The sequence below is a fragment of the Paenibacillus sp. TC-CSREp1 genome, from assembly GCF_050171015.1.
GTDB classification, from domain to species: Bacteria; Bacillota; Bacilli; order Paenibacillales; family Paenibacillaceae; genus Paenibacillus; species Paenibacillus silvae.
Window position 1 is genome coordinate 91,290 of record NZ_JBNOKM010000013.1, and the last position, 18,687, is coordinate 109,976.

The 18,687-nt window shown below is 47.6% G+C and carries 18 protein-coding genes; 3 read left to right on the forward strand and 15 right to left on the reverse strand.

Annotated features, from left to right (window positions below; genetic code table 11):
- Positions 1-36: 36 nt before the first annotated feature.
- From ACQSGY_RS20280 to ACQSGY_RS20305, 6 genes are all read right to left on the reverse strand, one after another.
- Positions 37-963, reverse strand: a complete 927-nt coding sequence (locus ACQSGY_RS20280) for an NADP-dependent oxidoreductase (protein ID WP_427180255.1) — start codon at positions 961-963, stop codon at positions 37-39.
- 149 nt (positions 964-1,112) lie between these two features.
- Positions 1,113-2,060, reverse strand: coding sequence for an alpha/beta hydrolase (locus ACQSGY_RS20285; RefSeq protein WP_427180257.1), 948 nt, complete (start codon positions 2,058-2,060; stop codon positions 1,113-1,115).
- 96 nt (positions 2,061-2,156) lie between these two features.
- Positions 2,157-2,873 (reverse strand): expansin EXLX1 family cellulose-binding protein, encoded by a 717-nt coding sequence (locus ACQSGY_RS20290; RefSeq protein WP_427180258.1) that lies wholly within the window; start codon positions 2,871-2,873, stop codon positions 2,157-2,159.
- A gap of 406 nt (positions 2,874-3,279) precedes the next feature.
- Complete coding sequence (locus ACQSGY_RS20295) at positions 3,280-4,485, reverse strand: cation:proton antiporter (protein WP_216516853.1); 1,206 nt, start codon at positions 4,483-4,485, stop codon at positions 3,280-3,282.
- Positions 4,486-4,488: 3 nt separating this feature from the next.
- Positions 4,489-4,995: a cation:proton antiporter regulatory subunit gene (locus ACQSGY_RS20300; RefSeq protein WP_111270703.1), complete on the reverse strand. Its 507-nt coding sequence runs from the start codon at positions 4,993-4,995 to the stop codon at positions 4,489-4,491.
- Positions 4,985-5,512: a GreA/GreB family elongation factor gene (locus ACQSGY_RS20305; protein ID WP_427180259.1), complete on the reverse strand. Its 528-nt coding sequence runs from the start codon at positions 5,510-5,512 to the stop codon at positions 4,985-4,987. Before ACQSGY_RS20305 ends, ACQSGY_RS20300 begins: the two co-directional genes overlap by 11 nt.
- Before the next feature lie 390 nt (positions 5,513-5,902).
- Between ACQSGY_RS20305 and gdhA the strand changes: the two genes are divergently transcribed.
- Positions 5,903-7,288, forward strand: coding sequence for an NADP-specific glutamate dehydrogenase (gene gdhA, locus ACQSGY_RS20310; protein WP_427180260.1), 1,386 nt, complete (start codon positions 5,903-5,905; stop codon positions 7,286-7,288).
- 123 nt (positions 7,289-7,411) lie between these two features.
- On the opposite strand, the gene ACQSGY_RS20315 is transcribed toward gdhA, so the two are convergent.
- Entirely contained in the window at positions 7,412-7,864 is a 453-nt protein-coding gene (locus tag ACQSGY_RS20315; protein ID WP_427180262.1) for a GNAT family N-acetyltransferase, read from the reverse strand.
- 187 nt (positions 7,865-8,051) lie between these two features.
- Between ACQSGY_RS20315 and ACQSGY_RS20320 the strand changes: the two genes are divergently transcribed.
- Positions 8,052-8,903: a pentapeptide repeat-containing protein gene (locus ACQSGY_RS20320; RefSeq protein ID WP_427180263.1), complete on the forward strand. Its 852-nt coding sequence runs from the start codon at positions 8,052-8,054 to the stop codon at positions 8,901-8,903.
- Positions 8,904-8,997: 94 nt separating this feature from the next.
- Here the strand turns inward: ACQSGY_RS20320 and ACQSGY_RS20325 are convergent, their stop codons facing one another.
- The 6 genes from ACQSGY_RS20325 to ACQSGY_RS20350 all read right to left on the reverse strand — a co-directional run bounded on the left by ACQSGY_RS20325 (position 8,998) and on the right by ACQSGY_RS20350 (position 13,947).
- Positions 8,998-9,975 (reverse strand): diaminopimelate dehydrogenase, encoded by a 978-nt coding sequence (locus ACQSGY_RS20325; protein WP_111270699.1) that lies wholly within the window; start codon positions 9,973-9,975, stop codon positions 8,998-9,000.
- A gap of 237 nt (positions 9,976-10,212) precedes the next feature.
- On the reverse strand, positions 10,213-10,782 hold the full coding sequence (locus tag ACQSGY_RS20330; RefSeq protein WP_427180264.1) for a hypothetical protein: 570 nt from the start codon (positions 10,780-10,782) through the stop codon (positions 10,213-10,215).
- 101 nt (positions 10,783-10,883) lie between these two features.
- Entirely contained in the window at positions 10,884-11,033 is a 150-nt protein-coding gene (locus ACQSGY_RS20335; protein WP_216516839.1) for a hypothetical protein, read from the reverse strand.
- A 299-nt stretch (positions 11,034-11,332) separates the two neighbouring features.
- Positions 11,333-12,088 (reverse strand): exodeoxyribonuclease III, encoded by a 756-nt coding sequence (locus ACQSGY_RS20340; RefSeq protein ID WP_427180266.1) that lies wholly within the window; start codon positions 12,086-12,088, stop codon positions 11,333-11,335.
- A gap of 137 nt (positions 12,089-12,225) precedes the next feature.
- Positions 12,226-12,783, reverse strand: coding sequence for a GNAT family N-acetyltransferase (locus tag ACQSGY_RS20345; RefSeq protein ID WP_427180268.1), 558 nt, complete (start codon positions 12,781-12,783; stop codon positions 12,226-12,228).
- 297 nt (positions 12,784-13,080) lie between these two features.
- Positions 13,081-13,947, reverse strand: coding sequence for an NAD(P)-dependent oxidoreductase (locus ACQSGY_RS20350; protein WP_427180270.1), 867 nt, complete (start codon positions 13,945-13,947; stop codon positions 13,081-13,083).
- Between the two features lie 122 nt (positions 13,948-14,069).
- On the opposite strand from ACQSGY_RS20350, the gene ACQSGY_RS20355 reads away from it, so the two are divergent.
- On the forward strand, positions 14,070-15,014 hold the full coding sequence (locus ACQSGY_RS20355; protein WP_427180272.1) for a helix-turn-helix transcriptional regulator: 945 nt from the start codon (positions 14,070-14,072) through the stop codon (positions 15,012-15,014).
- Positions 15,015-15,170: 156 nt separating this feature from the next.
- Here ACQSGY_RS20355 and ACQSGY_RS20360 read toward each other — a convergent pair whose 3' ends face one another.
- Positions 15,171-17,015, reverse strand: a complete 1,845-nt coding sequence (locus ACQSGY_RS20360) for an RICIN domain-containing protein (RefSeq protein ID WP_427180275.1) — start codon at positions 17,013-17,015, stop codon at positions 15,171-15,173.
- A gap of 138 nt (positions 17,016-17,153) precedes the next feature.
- Entirely contained in the window at positions 17,154-18,488 is a 1,335-nt protein-coding gene (locus ACQSGY_RS20365) for an AbfB domain-containing protein (protein ID WP_427180277.1), read from the reverse strand.
- Positions 18,489-18,687: the final 199 nt, after the last annotated feature.

Genomic DNA, 18,687 nt, shown 5'->3' on the forward strand with positions numbered 1-18,687 from the left:
ACTTGCCGGTTACGATTACGAGCTATCAATACCCGCTTAATCTGCTGTAATCACCAGCTTGCCCCGCGTATGATGGGATTCACTTTTTTGGTGGGCATCACGCAAGCCTTGTTCTGTTAACGGATATGTCTCATCAATAATAGATCTCAGCTTCCCTGCAGCCGCAAGCTCGGCCAGCTGTTCAAGCTGATCTCCCTTAGGCTCCATCATAAATACACTGCCCTTCACACCAGCTTCCTTCGCCAGCTGCTCATCCGGCTTCTCCACCAGTGAGACGAGACGCCCTCCGGATTTCAACACCTTGAAGCTATCCCGCTGGATGTTGCCGCCCATCGTATCCAGAACGACATCATAACCTGAGAGAACTTGCGAGAAATCCTGTTCCTTATAGTTAATAAAATGGTCCACACCCAACGAGCGAAGCAGTTCTTCATTCGCCGCACTTGCGGTGGAAGCCACCTCGGCTCCCAAAGACTTGGCGATCTGAATCGCATATGTGCCTACGCCTCCTGCACCCGCATGGATAAGCACCTTCTGTCCCTTGCCTAATCGACCATGATCCACCAGCGCTTGCCAGGCTGTCATTGCAGCGAGTGGAATCGCTGCGGCTTCCTCGAAGCTGAGCTGCTCAGGTATACGTGCAACGATATCGGCATCAACAGCAACATATTCTGCATAGGTTCCGAATTGCCGGGGCCGAGCGAATACGCGATCCCCTTCTCTGAAACGGGTAACGTTTGAACCGGCCTCTGCCACAGTTCCTGCTACATCTCCGCCCAGAATCATTGGCAATTGGTCTGCTGCTTCTTTCAAGTGGCCTTGTCTTATTTTAAAGTCCACTGGATTTACAGAAGTCGCATGTGTGCGGATCAATACCTGATTCACACCACACGCCGGCTTCTGCACCTCTTTTTCCTTTAATTGTTCGGGCCCGCCAAATGCATCAATCACAATAGCTTTCATGCTGATCCCTGCCTTTCTTGAAAATGGAATGATGTGACATGTGATAGGTTATTCTCATACTCTTCTCTATTTATGATTACCCCATACGTCGGTTTACTTGACCTGATGTCACTGAATGTTCATTCCATAAGCAAGACATGCTGATGACACTATTGAACGTTTTGCAAAAATCGCAGAACAGCTTCCTGCAATTGCCTCAAGCCTGGTTGTTCTATTGGAAAGTGGCCTGCTCCCTCTAAAATGACAAGCTCCTTATCCACGGTCAATCGATCATAGAAAGCTTGACTGAACGCTAACGGCGTCATCGGGTCCATCTCAGGATGAACCAGCAGCACCGGACATCGACTGAATTGTTCTGGACTCACCTCCGGTGTTTTATTCAAAAAGGTTCTTAATAGCTCCAGAGGTACAGACGCAGCAGCAGCCTGTGGATCATTCATAATGAGACGGGTCAGGTCCTTATTGTTCGTAATCAGATCCATCCGGGAGACCCGTTTGACTGAAATTCGTACAGCATCAAGCACACCAGGCATAAAATCCATCATACGCTTGCCTGCACGACTGACCCATCGGTTCGGTGCAATCTGATCTCGCATCTCGGGATCACTCGTGTCTACAAATGTCGTTGCAATCAATCCCTTGACATGTTTGTTTCGCACGCTGACATGATAGGCAAGCATGCCTCCTATGCTGCTTCCCAACACAACGAACGGTTTGCCATCTCTCTTATACTCCCGTTCTATAAGGGCGTCCAACAGTGTAATCCACAGATCATAGTTTATACGTGTGTTATGTAATGCGTAGCTTAGTCCATACGGTGGCAGATCGGGAGATATGACCTCGTAACCATGCAGCTGCAGCATTCGTGCGTAGGGAGCAAGCAATCTGCCATTCCCCCCGGCGCCATGAATGAACAGAATTTTGACTGGAGACGCGGGCACAGCTAATCGATCCATATGAAGATGAACTCCGTTCACTTCCCACCATTCTTCCTCTGGACAGTTATCCTCCCCCAGTCTCACCTCCTCAGGAAAAAAATGCTGATACAGTTTCCAATACAAATGTGTTGTCTGATAAGAAGGCAAACTTGTTCTCATATGTAACTCCTTTTGGGATATAAAAAAAGCCGTACGATGTACGACTTTGGAATCCTCTATGCTAATACTGATACTTATGTTTATATCATATATCCTCTAATCCGGGAACTGCACATTACCCGGAACGATGTATGCACCGCCTGATCCGTCGTTCGGCAGTGCCGGAATCGTATCATACAGAACTTGCCCCCGGATATCCGTGATCCGAATGCTCAGTTTTTCTTTACCAAGCCCGGTACCCAGAAAATGATTATAATCCTGTTTTTCGAGATTAAGCCAGGAGCCATCCTTCTGTTTCACTTCAAACTTCAACACCGGATACTTATGATGGCGAACCTGAATGGCCGCCCACCACTGACTGCTGCCTTCCTTGATCCGATAGGAAACGTTTCCTTCAATCGGAGCTTTGACAACTTTCCAGCTGATATCAATCTTCCCCGCCTGAAGATCACCGATCTGGCTGAATGCGTTAGGCGAGAGGTCCAATGCCCCGCTGGCTCCTTCCGGGTACAAATCCGTAACGTAGACTACGGTCTTTCCTTTGGGACCCTGTACCTCAAGATAAGCTCCAGCTAAAGCAGCTTTGACTCCATTATAATTGAGCTGATATGGGTTGAGTGCGGTAATCTTCATATCCGCCGGAATCGGATCAAGCAGCACAGCACCACCTGAATACCCGGAGCCTGTGTACGTAGCATATCCCTGATATGTATCGTTCCAGGCTGCAGATGCTGGCAGGGCAAACAAAACCAGGCCAAGCAACAAACCAGTGGCGGACCTTCTGAGACGCTGGAATCCACTCTTCTTGTTCATGATTATTCCTCCTTATGATTTTGAAATTCGAATAAAGATTTCGTGCAACCCACTACGATGACAGAACAATCCGGAGACCAGCTGTTATCCGTCAAGGTGTAAATGAATTGTTCCGCTTATGTAGTTATGTCAATTCTCATGGGCGCTGTGACATTCAATAACATAATTTTACATATAATTTAAAATTTTTAAATCCTTTTCTGTAAAATCACATCCAAAGTCCTGCTTTCAAATACAACAAAAAAAAAGCGCCACACTCGGGAGATACCTAACTCTCCAGTCAAGTGTGACGCCTGTCTCTGCTCTGTATTAACATCTGAGCCTGCTATCCTGCTTTATCCTACTCGTCCTGCTATCCTGTTATCCTAATTTATCCTAGTATACTGCTTTGTCCTGTTCGTCTTACTTATCCTGCTTCCTTTTGTTTGGTCCGATTCCTGATCCTTTCGTAACGCGCGTAAAGCTTGGGAGACTCTTTGGTCAGAATAGGCCCAAGTACAGCGAGAATGAGCACATATAATACGGCAAAGGACTGAATGGAAGCCATAAGCCCTCCTGCTTTACCGATGTTGGCCATAATGATTGAGAACTCGCCGCGGGATACCAGGGTGAAGCCGACATTTAATGATGCCTTGGTCGAGACTCCAGCCATTTTCCCTGCAATCATGCCTGCACCGAAGTTACTCAGAATTGTCAGAACAACCGCAATCAGGGTCATACCTACCGCCCCGCCGAGGGTGGAGGGTTCGATGGTCAGGCCAAAGCTGAAGAAAAATATGGCACCGAAAAAGTCCTTGAACGGCATAATCTGCTGCTCAATCCGGCTGACATGTCTTGATTCACCAAGCACAAGTCCAATCATTAACGCGCCAATAGCCTCGGCTACATGCAGCGTCTCCGAGAAACCCGCCACCAGGAAAAGCAAAGTCATGATCGCCAGCAGAAACAGCTCCGATGACTTGATATTAAGCGCCTTATCTATATATTTAATACTCTTCCTGCCGATAATCAGGAACAGCACAATAAACAGCAACGCAGAAAGCGATACCAGCAGCACACTACCCAGTGAAGTCGCCCCGCTAAGCACAAGTCCAGTCAGAATAGAGATGTGAATAGCGATGAACAGATCATCAAACATAATCATGCCCATAATAATTTCGGTCTCCGGATTGGCTGTCCGTTTCAGATCCACGAGTACCTTGGCAACGATAGCGGTTGAAGAACTCGTCATAATACCGCACACAACCATCGTTTCCTGAAGGGGCAGATTCATGAACCAGCCCAGCAGCAGACCAGAGACAAAATTAAGACCGACATAGAATATGCCGCCAGTGAGAATTGCTTTACCCGATTTTAACAACCGGGAGACCGAGAACTCCAAGCCCAGATAAAATAATAAAAATAAAATACCCAGCCTGCCCATAAATTCAATAAAAGACGAGCTTTCGATAAATCGTAAATCCACAATGCCAAACTGTGGTGCATGCGGTCCAACGGCCATACCGATCAGAATGTAAAATGGAATAACCGAAAATCGTAGTCGTGCAGATATTAATCCCGTAAGTGTAATCAGCGCAACGGCAACCCCCACTTCGAATATGAGCATATCCATACGCTACATCCGCCCATCGGTCAACCATTGTTTGAGCTGCTTGAGCTGGTCACGTTCACCTGCAACAACAATCGTTGCTCCGCTGGTAAAAACGTACTCCGGCCCCGGATTAAATTGCTTTTCCTTCTCCTTGTCAACCGCCGCCAGAATCGCCACACCGGTCACCTGCCGAATGTTCAGCTCTCCAATGGTCTTCCCGACACAGGCAGCATGAGGTTCGATGCGCAGCCACTCGATGAGCAGGCCTTCCAGCATGACTTCCCGTTCGTTCTGGAACTGTGGTTTATACGTCATGCCGCCAACAATAGCGGCTACAGCTCTAGCTTCATCATCGTCAAGGGTTACCAGAGATACCATATCTCCGAGTTCTTCCGCGTGCTCGCCTGACTCCATATGGAACAGATCACGACGCTCATCGTTATGCACCACAATGACAAGATGCTCTCCGCTGCGGGTATGCAGCCAGTATTTGCGTCCGATGCCTGGCAGATCCGTTTCTTTAAAGTGCATGGTCTGCACCTCCCCGGGATAACCCTTGCATGGAGTTCGAACCCGGTTCATCCAGTTGCTCAGAATGCTGCACCTGCTCCGAGTTTTGTTCGGAAGCCCATTGAATGTCCGCTATACGTATCCTCATGGAACCCGCAGGAGTAGAGATGGCTCTCATTTCTCCCTTATCTCCCAGCAGCAGCTGACGTCCCACAGGAGAAAGGAATGAAATCTGCCCCGCATCCGGGTCTGCTTCCTCCGGCATCACAATCGTTAACGTATCCGATGTATGAAAATCAACATACTCGAGTTCAATTTTGCTGCCAATCAGCACAACGGAGCCCAGTTGTTCATCCGGCCCGGCAAGCAGCTGCTCCACCCGCTCTGTATATGCCATCAGTTGCTTATCCAACTGCACACGCTCAGGATTATGCACGTCAAAATAAGCGTCAAGAAATGTTCTTTTCTCTTCGCCCAGGGTCAACAGCTGACTCACCAGCTTTTCTCTGCGGTTGTCAAGTGGATTTCTACGGTTCATAGTAGATTTCACCTCCTATGCACGCCTTGTTCTCCACGTTGATTCGCTTGTTGTAACTTTTCATCATCCTGTTGTCCTCCTTCTTATAATAAAAGAGCCCCACTTGTGAGCCCTCCTTACCATCTTACCAAAATGAAATTATTAATCCAATCTATTCCGCTAACTTGGCGTTTTATTCTATAACCTGGAACTATTATCCATCATTTCACGATATTCATTACATACTATGACAGATCCATAGAACATTTTAATTGGCTCATAAAAAACATTTTATGGATTTTCATCTCGTATTTTTATTTTCTTTCCTGTATATTTAACTACAAACTTTTATGCAATTTATACAAATAGGTATCTGCAGACTTTAACACGATAAAGGAGTGCATTGAAAAAGTGTCCACGATTACAAAAGAAAGTTCAACATCTCAAGCTACTACTGCCGCAGCATATGTTCATTGCGTTTATGAGTCGGTCATCGCAAGAAATCCGAACGAGAGCGAATTTCATCAGGCTGTCAAAGAAATCCTGGATTCACTGATCCCCGTCATTGAGGCACATCCAAAATACAGAAATCACAGTCTGTTAGAGCAGCTTGTTGAGCCAGAACGGGTGATTACGTTCCGTGTACCATGGGTAGATGATCAGGGCAAGGTGCAGGTTAACCGCGGATTCCGGGTACAGTTTAACAGCGCCATCGGTCCTTACAAAGGCGGGCTTCGTTTCCACCCTTCGGTATACTCCGGTATTATCAAATTTTTGGGCTTTGAACAAATTTTCAAAAACGCATTGACTGGCCTGCCGATCGGCGGGGGTAAAGGCGGCTCTGACTTTGATCCAAAAGGGAAATCCGATCAGGAAGTGATGCGCTTCACGCAAAGCTTCATGACAGAGCTGTACAAATACATCGGTCCCGATGCAGACGTTCCAGCAGGTGATATTGGCGTAGGCGCACGGGAAATCGGTTATATGTTCGGTCAATATAAACGTATTCGTGGCGGACATGAAGCTGGCGTACTGACAGGCAAAGGTCTGCTGTATGGTGGAAGTCTCGCACGGAAAGAAGCAACGGGTTATGGCTGCGTATACTTCGTTAACGAAATGCTCGCTTCCAAGGGGCTCAGCTTCAAGGACAGCACCGTGGTTGTCTCTGGTTCCGGCAACGTATCCATTTACGCTATCCAGAAGGCACAGGAGCTTGGCGCTCGCGTCGTAGCGTGCAGCGACTCCGGTGGTTATATTCATGATCCGCAAGGCATTAATCTGGATACCGTGAAACGTCTGAAAGAAGTGGAGCGTCTGCGGATTAGCGAATACGTCAAAGAACACCCGCACGCTACATATACGGAAGGCTTTGAAGGCATCTGGTCCATTCCTTGTGACATCGCTCTTCCATGTGCCACTCAGAACGAAATTGATGAACATGCTGCAGCCCTTCTGGTCAAAGGCGGCGTTAAAGCGATTGGTGAAGGTGCCAACATGCCTTCCACTCTGGCTGCGATTGATGTATTCCTTGGTGCTGGCGTACTGTTTGGTCCTGCCAAAGCGGCAAATGCAGGTGGCGTTGCCGTGTCTGCTCTTGAAATGTCACAGAACAGCATGCGGTTGTCCTGGACATTTGAAGAAGTTGACGCCAAGCTTCACGACATTATGAAAAATATTTACAAGAGCTGTGTCGAAGCTGCCGAAGAATACGGCTGCGAGGGTAACCTTCTGGCTGGTGCAAATATTGCAGGCTTCCTCAAGGTCGCTGATTCAATGATCGCTCAGGGTGTCGTGTAAGTTATTTTTATGTATATCCTTTAATAGCTTAATCTAAAAAAAGCCTTTCCTTCGTTCTGTAGCTCTTTCAAGCTATCGTTTCGAGGAAAGGCTTTTTATCGTACCCCATACTCAATTATGCGATTAACTGCTGATCATTCGGTTCTCCCTGGTCATGAACACATCCACTGCATCCTCATGATCCACGATAAATCCGAAACGTTCATACAAGCGCTGTGCGGGGCTTCCCTGCAGCACGTTCAGCGTTATTCGCTTGTGCCTGACATCTTCCTGTTCTAGCAGCAGGTTAAGCACCTTAGTTCCCAAGGTTCTGCCCTGATGCTCGGGATGAATATAGAAGTGCTCCCGCAGAAGCCCCCCTTCGATCGGTTTTAACGCCACACAGCCAATCAGGACGCCTTCTCTCTCCAAAATCCAGGTATGTTCCGGATGAAACGTATTGCGGAAGCGCTCCCTGACCCTGATCTCGTCATATCGTCCCAAACGTGTCAGGTCATCACGCAGCACCAAAGCTCGTAATTCTGCCAGCTGCTCCGTGTCCGCCAGAACGGCCTGACGCAAGATTATTCCGTCCACTTTCTAACACCTCCATACATTTCTCATATTCTATCATAGCTGTACTTCCTATTGTCATTAGGAACGGGAGAATATTAATCTCTCTTTTCAATTGAAGTGAATAACTGACAATGGTAAAGTGTTAATCATCTGAGGGTATTTCTGAATTTGAATTCATTCGTTTTATGATGATAAGGAAGTGTGTATTTTGTCTAACGTACCATTCATTAGCAGTGAGAATCCTCACCTTCAAGCAGACTGTGAGCGATGTTTCGGGCTCTGCTGTGTCGCCCTGCCTTACGGAAAATCTTCCGATTTTGCTTTTGACAAATCCAGTGGCACACCCTGTCCTAATCTGCGTGAGGATGATCGCTGCGGTATCCATACGCAGCTTCGTCAGAAAGGCTTCAAGGGCTGCACCGTTTATGATTGCTTCGGCGCGGGCCAGAAGCTGTCGCAGGTTACGTATGCAGGGAGAAGCTGGCGAACCCACCCCGAATCGGCGCGGGAGATGTTTGACTGTCTGCCTGTTCTGCGTCAGATTCATGAGCTGATCAGTTATATGAGAGAGGTCATGATGCGGCAAGATACGTCATCGCTGCATGCTGCTATGACTGAGGTTTATCCGGGCGTATTACAACTGAGTGAGCTTGAGCCAGAGGTCCTCCTGGAGCTGGACCTTACAAGCCATCGTTCTAACGTAAACGCTCTGTTGCTCCAGGCCAGTGAACGGGTTCGTGGGAGTGCTCCGGCAGTTACGTCTGCTTCTAAAAAGTCCAAGACCAAAAAACGCAGTGGTATGGACTTTCTGGGAGCTAATCTTCAAGGAGCCGATCTGAGAGGTACCAGCTTCCGGGGCGCGCTTATGATCGCCGCTAACCTGCGCCATGCCGATGCTCGGAACGCGGATTGGATTGGAGCAGACCTGCGGGATACAGAGCTCGGTGGAGCCGATCTTCGCGGCGCAATCTTCCTGACACAGGCTCAGCTCAATGCAGCGAAGGGAAATGCAGATACACGGCTGCCTGACCACCTGCAGATGCCTGACCACTGGCATTAAACCTATAGTAAGACCTTTAGTAAAATGCCAAAAGCTCGCCCTCTCGTAGAAGGGCGAGCTTTTTTTTCAATAATAAAAATACTATAAATGAAAACTACAGCAGGTCGCGACGAAGGTCTGCAGCCGATTTCGGAGACAGGTGACCCAGCGGGATATCAAATACCGTCTTCGCCCCTTTATGTCCTTCCTGGCTCAAACGCTGTGCTGCCCGGGCATAGGCCACAAGTACACTTGCCGTGAATTCCGGGTTACTGTCCAGCTTCAGACCGAATTCGATAATTTGTTTTTGACCGTTGCCTGTAATTCCGCTGCGAATAACGAAACCACCGTGCGGCATGCCGGCATGCTCGGATTTCAGCTCTTCTTCACTGATGAAGGTAACCGTTGTATCATAGTCCGAGAAATAGTTTGGCATATTTACAATCGTTGCACGAATCTCATCCTGGTTTGCACCTTCTTCTGCCACCACATAACATTGACGCAGATGTTTCTCGCGTGTGGACAGCTCTGGCGTTTCTCCTGAACGGATACGCTCAATCACTTCTTCCACAGGTACGGTGTACTGCACGCCCGCTTTAACCCCCGGAACACGACGGATCGCATCCGAGTGGCCTTGGCTTACGCCTTTTCCCCAGAATGTATATTCTTTACCTTCAGGCAGAATGGATTGGGCCAGCAGACGATTCATAGAGAACAAGCCTGGGTCCCAGCCGGTGGAGATCACGCTTACATGTCCACCTTGCTCGGCTGCCGCATTTACAGCTTCGTAGAACTCAGGAATTTTAGCGTGAGTATCGAAGCTGTCTACGGTGTTGAACAATTTAGCGATAACAGGTGTCTGCTCCGGCAGATCCGTTGCAGAACCCCCGCACAGAATCATGACATCAATTTTGCCTATGTACTGCTCCGCCGCAGAGATGTGCTCAAAGCGTGCTTCCGTACCTTCAGCCACCATTTGCTCGGGATTCCGACGTGTAAATACAGCAACCAATTCCAGATCATCATTTTGGGTAATCGCTTTTTCTACACCTTTCCCCAGGTTACCGTAACCTACGATGCCAACTTTAATCATGTTTAATCCTCTCCCTGTCTGAATCTTTTTGTCTATAAGTCTATCTAAGGATATAACATACCATGTAACTTGTCAGGTTTCCAGATGCAAATAAAAAAATACCTTGCAACGGTGCCGCGTTAAAGCCGCTCCATGCAAGGTGTGGATAAAAAAACAATAGGCTGTATAAAGATTCGTCTCCCATTGCATTGCAAAATAAATTATAAATGTTTGCCGGGTGTCCATCTTACCGTTTCTTTAAACCTCCGACCATGTCAAGGTCAGTTCGATAACGCCTTCCTTGCTTGCCGTTGTACCGCCAATCAGAGACCAGCTCTGCTTCTCATCGGGTTCAGTTCCCTGAATAACGATATTTTTTTCATCCATGATTTGTCCTGAACCTTTCAGTTTCTTGCTTGTAAAATAATCCTTATAAAGCTTGGATATCGTCTTCATATCCTGCTCAGTGGTGAAGATCAGCATCACGGATTTCTTGCCATCACTCTCTGTAGAAGTAGCTGTCGTAACCTTGGCGTCTTCTGGTAAAGGGAAATCCTTAGGCAAGTTTTCCGGCATATCTTCCGCCGCAACGGTTTGACCTGGCTCCGTTGAAGCTTCTGAAGCAGCAGGAGTGGATGCAATTTCCGTATCCGTCGACGTTTCATTTGTATTTTCTGTGACAGCTGGCTCAGCCGTTCCAGAAGAGGCCTCGCTATTCACCTGTTCAGATTCGTTCTTTGGCTGATCGGCAGCACTGCTGCAAGCACTTAATGCCACCATCATAGCCAGCGCGGCGCAGGCCAGTACGTATGTTTTCTTTTTCACCATAAAACATCACTCCTTCTCGTTGTTTCACGTTGTCATTCGGCAAGTCAAGTCGTTACATCAGAAGTTCACTTCTGTATGCAGCTTGCACATCCCTCCTTTGTTTAGTCGAGCTCCAACGTTTGCTTTACTTCGGGTACAGCATCGACGGAATGTTTAATCCAGACGACGGATACGGATAACACTGTCAAGGATAACAGGCAGCTTATGGCAAGGACAGACAGGAATCGGGTGATAACTCTGATGTTTTTCATTCCCCTCCTCCTTCGTTCAGCAGATTGTTTCTGTTCTCTTCGTTACCATGTAAATGAATCATTTTACTCATATATATGAATCGTCCTATAAATTTTTCTATGTATGCTTCAATCGTACCCAACAAATAGCGGCATTGAAACAATCCCGAGTCCAGTTCTTTCCCCAACCAAAGTCCAGTTCCCTTCCCCTACCTCTGATAACCAAAAAAACCGTTTGTTTTCCTTCGCAGGAACACCAAAGGAAAACAAACGGTTATGCCGATTTGCACTACGTTACGACTTTACTACTTTATCTACACTTACATTTCCAGCTGCACGCCTACCGGGCAATGATCACTGCCCATCACATGACAGTCGATATAAGCGTCAGTCACTTTAGGTGCAAGCTGCCCAGACACAAGAAAATAGTCGATACGCCAGCCTACGTTCCGCTCTCTGACCTTGGGCATGTACGACCACCAGCTGTATACATCCGTTTGATCCGGGTGCAGGTGACGGAAGCTGTCAACATAACCAGCCGCAAGCAGGTCGGTCATCTTGCCGCGCTCTTCATCTGTAAATCCGGAGTTGCCCATATTGGGCTTCGGATTTTTCAGATCGATCTCCTGATGGGCCACATTCAAGTCACCACAAATGATGACTGGCTTTGTCTTCTCCAGCTGCAGCACATATGATCGGAACCTATCCTCCCACTCCAGACGATAAGGCAGCCGGGTCAGATCACGCTTGGCATTGGGCGTGTATACATTAATCAGATAGAAGCCATCGTACTCCAGCGTAATCATTCGGCCTTCCGGCTCGCTGTCCTCTTCCATGCCATAGCGAACAGACAGCGGTTTGATGCGGCTGAATACCGCTGTGCCGGAGTATCCTTTTTTAATCGCATAATTCCAGTATTGATAGACGTCCTCCTCCAGCTCCATCTCGATCTGCCCTGCCTGCAGCTTCGTCTCCTGAAGACAGAAAATGTCAGCCTTGCTTTGATGATAATAATCCATAAATCCTTTATTCACACACGCTCGAAGTCCATTCACGTTCCAGGACACCAGCTTCATAATCTCATCTCCTCACATCTCTTCAATATAACATGAGCCCAATTCGCGGGACAAGACATCACATTATGGGGATGGGAGATTGGACTGTAAATGAAATGAAAATAAAGTTCCAAAGGAAATGAAGATGGAGAAATCGTTTAGTTATCGCTTTGCAGCTTCGAGAATATCGCAAGATCAACGTATCTGCCCTTCTCGAACTCATGCTGCCGCAGCAATCCCTCTTGCTGAAAACCCAGCTTGTGCAGCAAACGAACGGACGCCTCGTTCCCCGGGTCCACCTTCGCTTCAATTTTGTTCAATCGCATCTGATTGAATCCATAATCCAGTACAGCACATGCAACCTCTGTCATGATGCCCTTGCCCCAACAGGAGGATAGCAAATCATACCCGATCTCTGCCCGATGATGCTGTGCTTCATAACCCAGATATCCGCATGTGCCAATGACGCGACGCGTCTCCTTGTCTTCTATCATCCAGCGCAAACCTGAATGCTCCTTGAAAATCTTCGCATACCAGCCCATCTCGTCCAAAGCATCCTGCTCGGACTCAAAGGGTGTGAAGGGCATATATTCTACAACGGTTGGGTCAGAATATAACGTCAGCAGATCAAGGCTGTCACCAGCTTCAGCCGCTCGAAGCCGAAAACGCTTCGTATCCAGCTGCGGAAAATATTCAAACGTAAATCGTTCACTCATTATTTTTTTCTCCTTTAAGCTAAAATCTCGTCTAGGGCGTGTCTGAAAACGCACGCCCTAGTTTTTATGTACGTTACAGTTACGTATTTGCAACCTCTGTGTTATTTTACTATGTTCACCTCATATAACCAAGTCATGTCATAGGAAGAACAGGATAAGTCAAAATGATGCCCACTAGAGGCCATACCCTGATTACTTGCCGGGAATGGCCTCTAGTGGTTGTATTCCATTTTAAAACCTATTCAGCCCCATTAGATAAAGAGAATTTCATTCAATACGTGAGCTCTGTATTGAATCTCAACGCATGGTTTTCACAAGCGAGGCTATGTCTTGCTCACCGTAACCGGCATCTATAGCTTTATTAAACAGGTTTCGCAGAAACAACGGAAACTCGTTATTCATGTTTTTTTCACGAGCCTGCTCCATAAGAAGCCCGACAGTAACCATGGACATTTGAAGAGAGCTTTGCGGATTCTCGTATTTTGCATGTTGAATAACCTCGCTCTCGTATTGAAGAATAGCACCAATCATCGGTGATACTCCGGCAATCAGGGAACCAAAGTCATCAATGCGCAGACCATCCGACTCCAGAATACGCGTTGCGTGGAAGAAACCCAGATATGACCCGAACAGATAAGAGAGAAATGCCAGGTCAATCGAAGCGGCAGCACTAGCCTGTTCTCCATAATAAGGAACCTGACCTGCCAGTGCATCAAGAACCGGCTTAACTTGGTCAAACGCTTCCTTGGACCCTGAAGTGAAAATGGTTGCATGAGGTCCTCCTATTTGGGCGGGAGCAGCAGCTATCGCTCCTTCAATATAAGCAGCACTGAGGACATTAGCCCACATTTCATGCTTTTGAGCCTGTTCGGGGCTGCCTGTCGTTAGTTGGATTAGAACTCGCCCGGATAAGGCAGAATGAACATCTTCTACGTCCAGTATTTCATATGAAGTCTGATAGTCAGATACACAGATTATCGATATTTGACTGGCACGGATCGCTTCAGCAGCCGTAGCTGCGAGCACAGCTCCTTTTTCAATGAGGGAATCTGCCCTGGTTGCAGTCCGATTCCATACGGTGACATCATATTCCTTCTCCAGCAGTGCATATGCAATGGCCCCTCCCATCGCTCCTAAACCAATAACCGTTACTTTCTTCATCATTTATTCCTCCCAAGTGCATGTATTATGGATTGAAGACGATTCATCTTGACTTCGAAAATAAGCATAATCGATAATAGTGACAACTAATGGCATGATTTAAAAAATCATTTTGAGGAGCACATATGCATAAAGCACAAAGACTTGTTCAGTTAATTATGTTAGTGAATGAACGCAGAACGTTTACCGTACAAGAGCTGGCTGATGAGTGCGGGGTATCACGCCGGACCATGATTCGTGATTTGGCGGAATTAAGCGAGCTGGGCATCCCTCTTTATTCCGAGGTTGGTGCTAATGGAGGGTATCGCGTTTTACGAGAGAAAGTGCTGCCGCCGATCAGTTTTACCGAGCATGAGGCTATGGCATTATTTTTTGCCTGCCAATCACTGCAGAACTATAAATCGCTCCCCTTTAACAATGAAGTGCAAGGCGCGTTGCGCAAGTTTTTCCATTATTTATCCAGTGATCTTAAACGTAAAATCGAACACATGCAGCAAAGACTGACATTCTGGATCCCCCCGCATCAACTAGATGTTCCTTACTTGAAGGAAATACTGGAGGCGGCTTTGGAACAAAGAATTATTGAAATTCGGTATGAAGCCGGCACAGCACAAAAACGAAGGATTCAACCTCTCGGGCTGTATACGATGAATGGTTTATGGTACTGCCAGGCCTATTGCTTCAGCGCAGCGGATTATCGTGTATTTCGTGTTGACCGGATTAGCGGAGTTCAATGTGAGGTGGATCAAAGCCAGAAAGTAGACCTGGACGAAGAGAATATTCAGGAGTGGATCATGCGCAAGGATGAGGAAACTCCGTTGGAGCTTGAGGTGATATTGACGCCAGATGGTGTGCGAAGATGTCAATCCGATGTATGGTTGTCTTTATTCATGCTGGTTAATGAAGACGGTTCAGGAAGAATTCAGGCACAGATGAGCACAAGTTACATCCCCTGGGTGGTCAGTTTCTTTCTTGGTTTGGGAACAGACGCACATGTCACACATCCCCCGCAAATTCGTGACCAGATCCGCACCAGACTGCAAGCCATGTCTGCACAATATGCAGATTAGATCATCTATTAAAGGGAAAGAGCAGCCTGCAGAATGGCAGACTGCTCTTTCTTCAATTCCTTCAATTGACTCATTTCTGATTGACTCATAACCCATCACTTATCATTTGAACTAAAGTTATCGTCGTTCATGGTTTGACGGTCTGTCCTGTTTATGCTAGTTTACTTTGACAAGACGCCATTGCTGATTCGCTCCACCGTTATCCTCCCACTGAATGGTGGACGCGCCTGCCGTCATGGAACCCTGATTGATATCTACCGTCAGGCCGCTGTTGCGATTGGCCAGTACCAGATATCCCCCGACATCAATGGGCAGCCACTGCTGGTTGTACCCTCCGTTAGCCTGCCATTGAATCAGCGCTGCTCCGCCCTGGCTTGAGCCTGAATTGACATCCAGCAGCAGCCCGCTGCCCACGTTGCGGATATTGTAATATCCATTGCCCGCAGGCTCCAGCTTCCATTGCTGGTTAGCTGCTCCATTGTCACTCCACTGTATAATGGTTGCTCCACCAGCGGTTGAAGCACCATTCACATCCAGCACAAGACCGCTGTTGCGGTTAACGAGCTTGTAAATCGCTCCTGCTTCATATCCTGTGCTGCCATTGTAGGATGCACCGGAGATTACATACGTAGTGACCGAGCCTGCTTTGGCTGTCGTGGTGAATGTTTTGTTTTGAACCGGAATGTTCGTAAGCTGCTGCAGTTTCTCCGTCGCAGACGTGCGATAGACCTGCACAGACGAGCCTACTCCTGAGAAACGGCTCAGATCATAGGTGACGAAGGTATCTGTTGAATCCGAGTTGGTTGTGACAAGTACAATTTTGCCAGAAGCTGCGTCATATGCCGCAAGAGTGTTCGCATCACTCATGCCGATAATTTTGTAGCCTGGGCGAATAAATTTACTGTAATTACCCATGACATAATATTTCTGATTCACTGTGTAGCTGGTCGTTTGGGTATTGTTCAATACGTTTTTGAAAAAGCCCCAGCCCTCCGCACTGTCCACGGCCTGCCAGTACACCCACGCACTTGCACCCATGTTGCGCATATCCTTCAGAATGGTGCGAGACATCGTAAGACCGCTTGCATCGCCGTCCCCGTATTCGGATGTCCATAGATGCTTGCCGGCAGATGTCGCCGTATTGCGCAAAGCTGTACGGTTGCTGCCGCCATACGTATGTGTGTTAATCTGGCTGATGGCCGATTGAACGGAGCTGTTGTAGCTTTTGAAAGAAGCATTGGTATCATCCAGACTGTATTCTTCCGGTGCGCTCAGCTTCGTTGTCAGCCCCTTGGCATTCAGAGATGCCTGAACCTGACTCAGAATGGTGTTCTGCTCTGCCCGGTCAAAGTGCATGCCTTCCTGATCATTGCCCAGCTTCCACCAGGTCGAGACAGGTTCATTCAGCGGGGTCACCGTGTCGAACGTGATACCCCATTGATCGCGGAAATGCTTTACCACCTCAGTCAAATAGTCGGCAAAATCATCATAATAATCTGGCTTGAGGTTATTTCCACCGTTCGCCGCACCGGAAACACTTCCGCTAATGGTCATCCAATAGGGAGCCGAGTTGGCAAACGCTTCAATGATATTTACACCCTGTGCCTTGGCCGCTTGCAGCATATAACGCTGATTCGCATCTGCAGTCCAGTCGTACACACCAGGAGAAGGCTGATAACCAGGCACCGCTTTGCGGTATTCAAGCACGTTGGACGACGGGTTATCTCCACCTCCAATGTTATACCTGAGAATATTCAGCCCCAGCCCTGTCGTTGGATTAAACATTTTCTCCACATACTCATCCCGATTCGAATATTCACCAACCACCTTACCCCACCAGGCCAGAGACGTTCCCCAGCCTTCAACCGTCTGATACTGCTTCGATGGGTCAGCTACAGCAGTATAGGCTCCAGCAGCCGACACCTCTGCTCCCGATCCCAGACTGCCCGCCAGCAGTGTTCCGCTGAGCAGCACTGCACTCATTCGTTTCAACCACTTCATATGCTCAACTCCTTATCATTTGGATAGAATCCTTGCCTTACAGAGAAGCGGATTAGAAACCGCTTTTTCAGTTTTTTTCTGTGCTCTCCGTTAACGTGTAATCAATAGTTAAGCTGATATATGTCATTGAAGCTGATGCTACTGGGCAATTTCCCGGAAAGTAGCATCCTGTTTATCCAGCGTCGTAACAACAGGCTGCAATCGCAGGATGTTATCATAATGGCGCAGATACAGATTCGGATTGGTAAAGGAGGCGTAGGAGCTCCAGCTTGCGTTCGCCAGCCCATTTACACGTTTGAAGGTCGCATCATTTTTGAAAGCAGCACTGTTGTCATTTTTCACCAGCAGGATGCTGCCATTATTATTGCGCAGGAAATAACCCGGATAATTGATCGCTTCAAATGAAATGCCAGACGTGTTAGCCAGTCCGGGTACTATTCGAAACTGGGCATCCTCCGCGGGACTAATGCTCGAATCAATACGTGCTTGATAGTTGTAGTGACGAATGAAGCTGCCTGGCACGTTAAATGATTCCAGCTTGCGTATATCTCCGGGTTGACCGGCTTCCTTCAGCACCGTCATATGGCGAACCATGCCGGACAAACCCACAATCTCCTGTTTGGCAGTCCAGCTCTGGAAATTATTCGCTGAGTCGCTGTAATAATATTTGTGATCTGCATATCCGTCAAAATACATGCGCCAGGAGCCGTTATCCAGCTGTACCAGCGCCGGTCCCTCTACCCACGAGCCCCAGCCGGCCCAGTCGCCTGTGCCTTTAAAGGTATAAGGTCCTGTCAGGGAATTCGAGGTCGCATATTCGATGTATTTGGTTGTTTCATTTTTGGTAAATGCATGATAGGTGGAGCCTGTCTTGACAACAAAGGTGTCAATATAATTGGGAGCAATGCCTGCAAGCACCGTCGGTGCCGACCAAGACGTGGATGCCAGATTGCTGTTCGAAGCGGTAATGACGTATGGCTTGAAATTCTCATAGTTGCCAGGAGAGAGTGAAACGATGATGTTCACACTGCCGTTTGTGTCTTTGAACCATTCCGGTGCCCATGTATGTGCGATCGGGGTTGATGTGGACAGTGTGATGTTTCGGACAAAGGTCCAGTTCATTTTGTCCGGGCTGGACGCAATGCCAACAGTGTTACCTGACCAGTTCGTGGTGTACACCACATAATACAGGCCGTCGGTGTGCTTCATGATGCTGGGGTCGCGAATAAGATTGGACGGCGGCGTGTACGCCGGTCCTTTCAGCAATCCGTAATGGGTCGCGTTATATGATTCGTAGATGTACATGTTGGACTCGCTTGTGTTTGTAAAGGCGGTCATCGTATACACACTGGTTGTTGCTTTAACTGTACTGGGGAATAGCGTAGTGAAGATCAACAATAATGCAAGTGTGACAATCAAGGCGGCTTTGTTGCTTAACCAGCGCTGTGCCTTGTCTTTCCTTTTCATTAACATGAATCCAACTCCTTTTCTGTACAACATCCGATTGCACTGCCTTCTGACTGAACGAGCATGTAATCAAATCTATTTCCTTTCGCCAAGCAGCACCTCGCGGCACGCTCGTGTCCTATTTACATGAAACATCACCCCCTTTACGAATTAATTGAAATCCAGCTTTATGTATACGCTTACAATATTACTTTGCATCATATCT

Coding starts and splice junctions, on each gene's coding strand:
- ACQSGY_RS20345 (WP_427180268.1), bottom strand. CDS start 12,783: ATGAGTGAACGATTTACGTTTGAATATTTTCCGCAGCTGGATACGAAG.
- ACQSGY_RS20300 (WP_111270703.1), bottom strand. CDS start 4,995: ATGCACTTTAAAGAAACGGATCTGCCAGGCATCGGACGCAAATACTGG.
- ACQSGY_RS20355 (WP_427180272.1), top strand. CDS start 14,070: ATGCATAAAGCACAAAGACTTGTTCAGTTAATTATGTTAGTGAATGAA.
- ACQSGY_RS20340 (WP_427180266.1), bottom strand. CDS start 12,088: ATGAAGCTGGTGTCCTGGAACGTGAATGGACTTCGAGCGTGTGTGAAT.
- ACQSGY_RS20295 (WP_216516853.1), bottom strand. CDS start 4,485: ATGGATATGCTCATATTCGAAGTGGGGGTTGCCGTTGCGCTGATTACA.
- ACQSGY_RS20360 (WP_427180275.1), bottom strand. CDS start 17,015: ATGAAGTGGTTGAAACGAATGAGTGCAGTGCTGCTCAGCGGAACACTG.
- ACQSGY_RS20285 (WP_427180257.1), bottom strand. CDS start 2,060: ATGAGAACAAGTTTGCCTTCTTATCAGACAACACATTTGTATTGGAAA.
- ACQSGY_RS20350 (WP_427180270.1), bottom strand. CDS start 13,947: ATGATGAAGAAAGTAACGGTTATTGGTTTAGGAGCGATGGGAGGGGCC.
- ACQSGY_RS20365 (WP_427180277.1), bottom strand. CDS start 18,488: ATGTTAATGAAAAGGAAAGACAAGGCACAGCGCTGGTTAAGCAACAAA.
- ACQSGY_RS20335 (WP_216516839.1), bottom strand. CDS start 11,033: ATGAAAAACATCAGAGTTATCACCCGATTCCTGTCTGTCCTTGCCATA.
- ACQSGY_RS20280 (WP_427180255.1), bottom strand. CDS start 963: ATGAAAGCTATTGTGATTGATGCATTTGGCGGGCCCGAACAATTAAAG.
- ACQSGY_RS20330 (WP_427180264.1), bottom strand. CDS start 10,782: ATGGTGAAAAAGAAAACATACGTACTGGCCTGCGCCGCGCTGGCTATG.
- ACQSGY_RS20290 (WP_427180258.1), bottom strand. CDS start 2,873: ATGAACAAGAAGAGTGGATTCCAGCGTCTCAGAAGGTCCGCCACTGGT.
- ACQSGY_RS20305 (WP_427180259.1), bottom strand. CDS start 5,512: ATGAACCGTAGAAATCCACTTGACAACCGCAGAGAAAAGCTGGTGAGT.
- ACQSGY_RS20325 (WP_111270699.1), bottom strand. CDS start 9,975: ATGATTAAAGTTGGCATCGTAGGTTACGGTAACCTGGGGAAAGGTGTA.